Below are 4,129 nucleotides of genomic sequence, written 5' to 3'. Positions count from 1 at the left end.
GGAAGGGAACAGAGCTGAGATGACACACGGAGACCAGACCGCCAAGGAACCCGGCGGGACGGACGGTCCTGCCACGCAGCCCCAGGCACAGGTCGCGCTCGCCCCGGCGCCCACCGCACCGGACGGCGAGAGCGGCGGGCGGGCCGCTGCGCCGACGGGCGCCGTGTGGGATCAGCCCCTGCCGTGGGCCGGGACGCAGGACGAGGGCCAGGACCAGAGCACCGCTCAGCCCACGCCGGCGCAGGCCGATCCGCCTGCGGCCCCGGCAACCCCGTCCGCACAGGCGGCCGTTGATGACACCAAGGTCGCTGCGGAGGCTGCCGGCGAGGGATCGTCGGTAGCCCTGTGGCAGGCGTCCGTCGCCGAGCAGCAGCGCGGTGCGCACACGGCACCGGTTCCCACGGGGGCTGTCGCCGTCGCCGGCCACGCCGTTTCGAAGTGGCTTCTGGGTGTCGCCGTCGCGGCCGGGGCCCTGCTCGCGGCCGTAGGGGTGTCCGAAGGACTGTCGCATTCGACCGCCGCGACGGCGAAGGAGAAGCCGCAGCCTCTGGTGGGCCCCGGCAAGGGCCTCGACCAGCCGGGCTCCCCGACCCGCACTCCGTCGACGCCTGCGAAGGGCCGCGTTGCGGCAGGGGCCGGGAAGGCGGCCGCGGCCGCGCCCCCCGCCGTGGGCGTGGCGGCAGCCGACGCCCAGAACACTCACGCTCCCGCGCCGCCGCACGCCGCGGCGGTCTCGCCCCAGAAGGCAACGACCAGGTCCTCGACGGCCGCGCAAAGCAGCTATCTCTCCGTACGGACCTCCGTGACGTCCCCGAACAACTACTGGAGCGAGAGCAATGTCAACGTCACGACCACCAAGAAGCTCAGCGCCCTGAAGGTCGTCCTGCATGTGGCCCAGACCGGTGGTGTGGCGAACACCGGCGTCTGGACGTCGCTCGGAGACAAGGTCACGGTGCACACGGGAAGGGCGTCGGACGGCGGAGCGGACTACGTCGTGACCCTCAACCAGGGCATCACCCTCGACCCAGGAACCTACGTCTTCCAGTTCCAGTACAACCACAACCAGGGCACCCGCGACACGGGACATGACATATGGGCCGTGGTGACCACGGCCGTCGGCGACAGCCAAGAGGTGTCCCGGAACGGCCGTTACTGATGCCGGTGCGTTCCCCGGGTGTTCAGCACGTGCTCGCGTGAGGTGTGGACCTCGCTGCGCAGGGCGGACAGGTCGACGTCGAGGACGTGGCCGTCCCATTTGCGGGGCTCGCCGTTGATGAGGACGGCGCTGATGTTGCGGGCGTCGGAGCCCAGTACGACGGTGCCGATCGGGTCGTTGAGCGGCATGTTGTTGAGGTCCTCCGCCTGGATGACCAGCAGGTCGGCCTTCTTGCCCGGGGCGAGTGAGCCGGTGACGGCGGCCAGGCCGTTGGTGCGGGCGCCCTGGAGGGTGGCGAAGTCCAGTACGTCGTGGGTGGTGATGCGGTGGGGCTGCCGGTCGGTGCCGTGGGCGGCGTTGACGGCGCGCATCCGCTGGATGGCGTGCAGGGCCCGCATCTGCGTGAACATGTCGCTGGCCAGGGCGACTTCGACGTCGATGCTCAGTCCCGGGCGGATGCCGACGGACAGGGCCTCGTCGACGGCGGGGATCGCGGTCTCCAGGCCGATCTGGGCGTCGGAGGTGGGGGCGAGCGCCACGGTCGTGCCGGTCTCTCCCATCGCCTTCCAGGCCTCGGGGGTCAGTCCGGTGGCGTGGATGAGGGTGACGTCGGGAGTGAGGACGCCGTCCTTGGCCCAGCGCAGCACCGCTTCGGAGGAGGACGTGCCGAAGACGGCGTCCACGCTCACTCCGATGCACAAGTCCGCAGCTACGCGGGCGAGTTCGGGACCGTAGGCGAGCGCCGGTCCGGCGATCTCGTCGGTGGCGAGCGTCGCCAGGCGCAGGGTCAGCAGCTGGTCGTCGCTGCTGAAGTACTGGCCCTTGATGCGGGTCAGGTCGCCGGGCCACTGCCGGTCCCAGTCGCCGAAGTGCGGGCCCATGGAGGCGTGCACGCCGCGGATGCCGGTGTCGCGGAGGGCTTCGATGGCGGCGTCGGAGTGCTCGCGGGTGCGGGAGTTGTGGGAGAAGTCGAGCATGGTCGTGATGCCGCTGTCGATCGCGGTGAGGGCGGCCAGTCTCGTACCGATGTACATGTCCTCGGGCCGGTAGACCGTGGCGTACCCGGCCAGTGTGGCCATGACATAGCCGCCGAGGTCGTCGACGTCCGGCATGATCCGGCGCAGCTGGGCCTCCCAGGCGTGCCGGTGGGTGTCGACGAAGCCGGGACTGAGGACGGTGCCGGTGGCGTCGACGACCACGGCGTCGCCCGCGGCGAGGTCACGGCCGACGGCTGTGATGGTGTCGCCCTCGATGAGGAGGTCGCCGCGCTCGATGACACCGAGGCCGAGGTCCATGGTGACGATGGTCGCCCCGGCGAACAGGATGCGCCGTTCAGCTGCGGGGCGGCGCCGGAGCTGTTCGAGGACGGCGGCGCTGGTGGTGTCGTGGACGTTCACGAGAGGTCTTCTTTCCGTACGGCGGCCGGGACTTTTCGGAAACCAGCCTCGATCCCGCCCGCTACGGCAACCAGGCCGCCGTATCCCCAGGTGCGCCGCCCCCAGGAAGCCCGTACCTGGGGATACCGCGGCCTGGCTGCCATCGGCTGCCGGGCCAACCATGGGGCCATGACCAGCACTGACATGCCTCGCGCCCCTCACCCGTACGTCGGGATGTGGGTGACCGCGGACGGGTTCATCCGCCAGGAACTGCTGCCGAACGGCCGCTACGACGAGGCCCGCGGAAACCGTCGGAGCGCCTATACCGGCCGCTACACCGTCACCGGCGACCACATCGACTACGTCGACGACACCGGCTTCACCGCCACCGGCGACATCCGCGACGGGGTTCTCTTCCACGAGCACCTGGTGCTCTACCGCGAGGGCGAACAGCGGGCCGGGCAGGGAGGCACCCGGTCGCGCGACTGACAGGTCACGTGTCGCTGAGAGCCCGGCCGGTTTGCTCCCGCACCACCTGTACGGGTTCCTCTCGAACGGCGCGGGACCGGAGTTCGGCGAAGGCAGCCGCAGTGGCACCGGCCGGATCGGCCTGGTAGACGACCAGTTGCTGGTACGGGGCACCGTTGACGGTGAAGGCCGAGAACTCGATCTCCAGAGCGCCGACCTCGGGGTGCGCGAGGTTCTTCGCCTGCTGCGTCTTGCCCCTCACCTCGTGCCGTGCCCACAGTTCGGCGAAATCGGGGTTCTTCGCGCAGAGTGTGTCGACGACCTCGATGATCCGCGGGGAATCGGGGTCGTATCCGTAGGCCGCGCGCAGTTCGGCCACGCACGAGTTCGCGGCCTTGTCCCAGTCCCGGTAGAAGGTACGCCCGGCCGGGTCCAGGAAGATCATGCGGGCCAGGTTGTCGAACCGCTGGAATCCGCTGTGCAGGGCCGCGGCGAGCGTGTTGTGCGCCAGGATGTCCAGGGCCGGTCCCGTGATGAAGGCGGGGGTGTCGGGCCAGCTGTCGATCAGCCGCAGAAGCTGGGGGCCGGCTCTGTCGTGACCGGCGAGGGCGCTGCGGCGCTCCTGGGGCGCCCGGGTGAGTCTGCGCAGGTGGTCGTGTGCCTCGTCGTCGAGGTGGAGGGCGGCGGCGATCGCGTCGATCACCTGGGGCGACGGGCTGGTCTCCCGGCCCTGTTCCAGGCGCATGTAGTAGTCGGAGCTCACGCCCGCGAGAAAGGCGACCTCCTCGCGGCGCAGCCCCGGCACCCGCCTGCGCCCGTGCTCCGGCAGGCCCACGTCCTGCGGCTTGAGGGCTTCGCGCCGTGCTCTGAGGAAGTCTCCCAAAGGAGTGCTGTCGCTCATGACCCCAACTTAGTGGAGGGGGAGCGCCCGCCGTCGGTCGAGGGGACGTCCAGGCGTCCGGCCGTGCCGCACCTGCGGGGTCGGCCGGTTACAGGTACAGGATTCAGGCCGCGGGGGCCGGGCCGAGGTGTCTGACGTGATGCTTTTGGGGCCACCCCCGCCGCCGCCCTGCTCCGCGCCAAGGCAGGCCACGCGCTGCCCGCGCAGCACGGCACTGCGCGAGCCATG

4 protein-coding genes are annotated in these 4,129 nt (G+C 70.7%); 2 read left to right on the top strand and 2 right to left on the bottom strand.

What is annotated here, in order from left to right; genetic code table 11:
* The first annotated feature begins 19 nt into the window (after positions 1 to 19).
* A complete protein-coding gene (locus tag ACWDAG_RS00495) occupies positions 20 to 1,156 on the top strand; it encodes a hypothetical protein (RefSeq protein ID WP_450693367.1) in 1,137 nt (378 codons plus the stop codon).
* Here ACWDAG_RS00495 and ACWDAG_RS00490 read toward each other — a convergent pair.
* Complete coding sequence (locus ACWDAG_RS00490) at positions 1,150 to 2,553, bottom strand: amidohydrolase family protein (RefSeq protein WP_450693366.1); 1,404 nt, start codon at positions 2,551 to 2,553, stop codon at positions 1,150 to 1,152. The two genes, ACWDAG_RS00495 and ACWDAG_RS00490, sit on opposite strands and share 7 nt — an antisense overlap.
* Positions 2,554 to 2,721: 168 nt before the next feature.
* Between ACWDAG_RS00490 and ACWDAG_RS00485 the strand changes: the two genes are divergently transcribed.
* Complete coding sequence (locus ACWDAG_RS00485) at positions 2,722 to 3,021, top strand: Atu4866 domain-containing protein (RefSeq protein WP_450693365.1); 300 nt, start codon at positions 2,722 to 2,724, stop codon at positions 3,019 to 3,021.
* 4 nt (positions 3,022 to 3,025) lie between these two features.
* On the opposite strand, the gene ACWDAG_RS00480 is transcribed toward ACWDAG_RS00485, so the two are convergent.
* Positions 3,026 to 3,901: a helix-turn-helix transcriptional regulator gene (locus ACWDAG_RS00480; RefSeq protein ID WP_450693364.1), complete on the bottom strand. Its 876-nt coding sequence runs from the start codon at positions 3,899 to 3,901 to the stop codon at positions 3,026 to 3,028.
* Between the last annotated feature and the right edge of the window lie 228 nt (positions 3,902 to 4,129).

The sequence above is a fragment of the Streptomyces sp. NPDC001157 genome, from assembly GCF_053598255.1.
Note: the sequence above shows the minus strand (reverse complement) of the source record. Positions and strands in the feature narration are given on the sequence as shown.

Bases quoted from the DNA above. Each gene is read 5' to 3' on its own strand.
- ACWDAG_RS00480 (WP_450693364.1), bottom strand. From the start codon at position 3,901: ATGAGCGACAGCACTCCTTTGGGAGACTTCCTCAGAGCACGGCGCGAA.
- ACWDAG_RS00495 (WP_450693367.1), top strand. From the start codon at position 20: ATGACACACGGAGACCAGACCGCCAAGGAACCCGGCGGGACGGACGGT.
- ACWDAG_RS00485 (WP_450693365.1), top strand. From the start codon at position 2,722: ATGACCAGCACTGACATGCCTCGCGCCCCTCACCCGTACGTCGGGATG.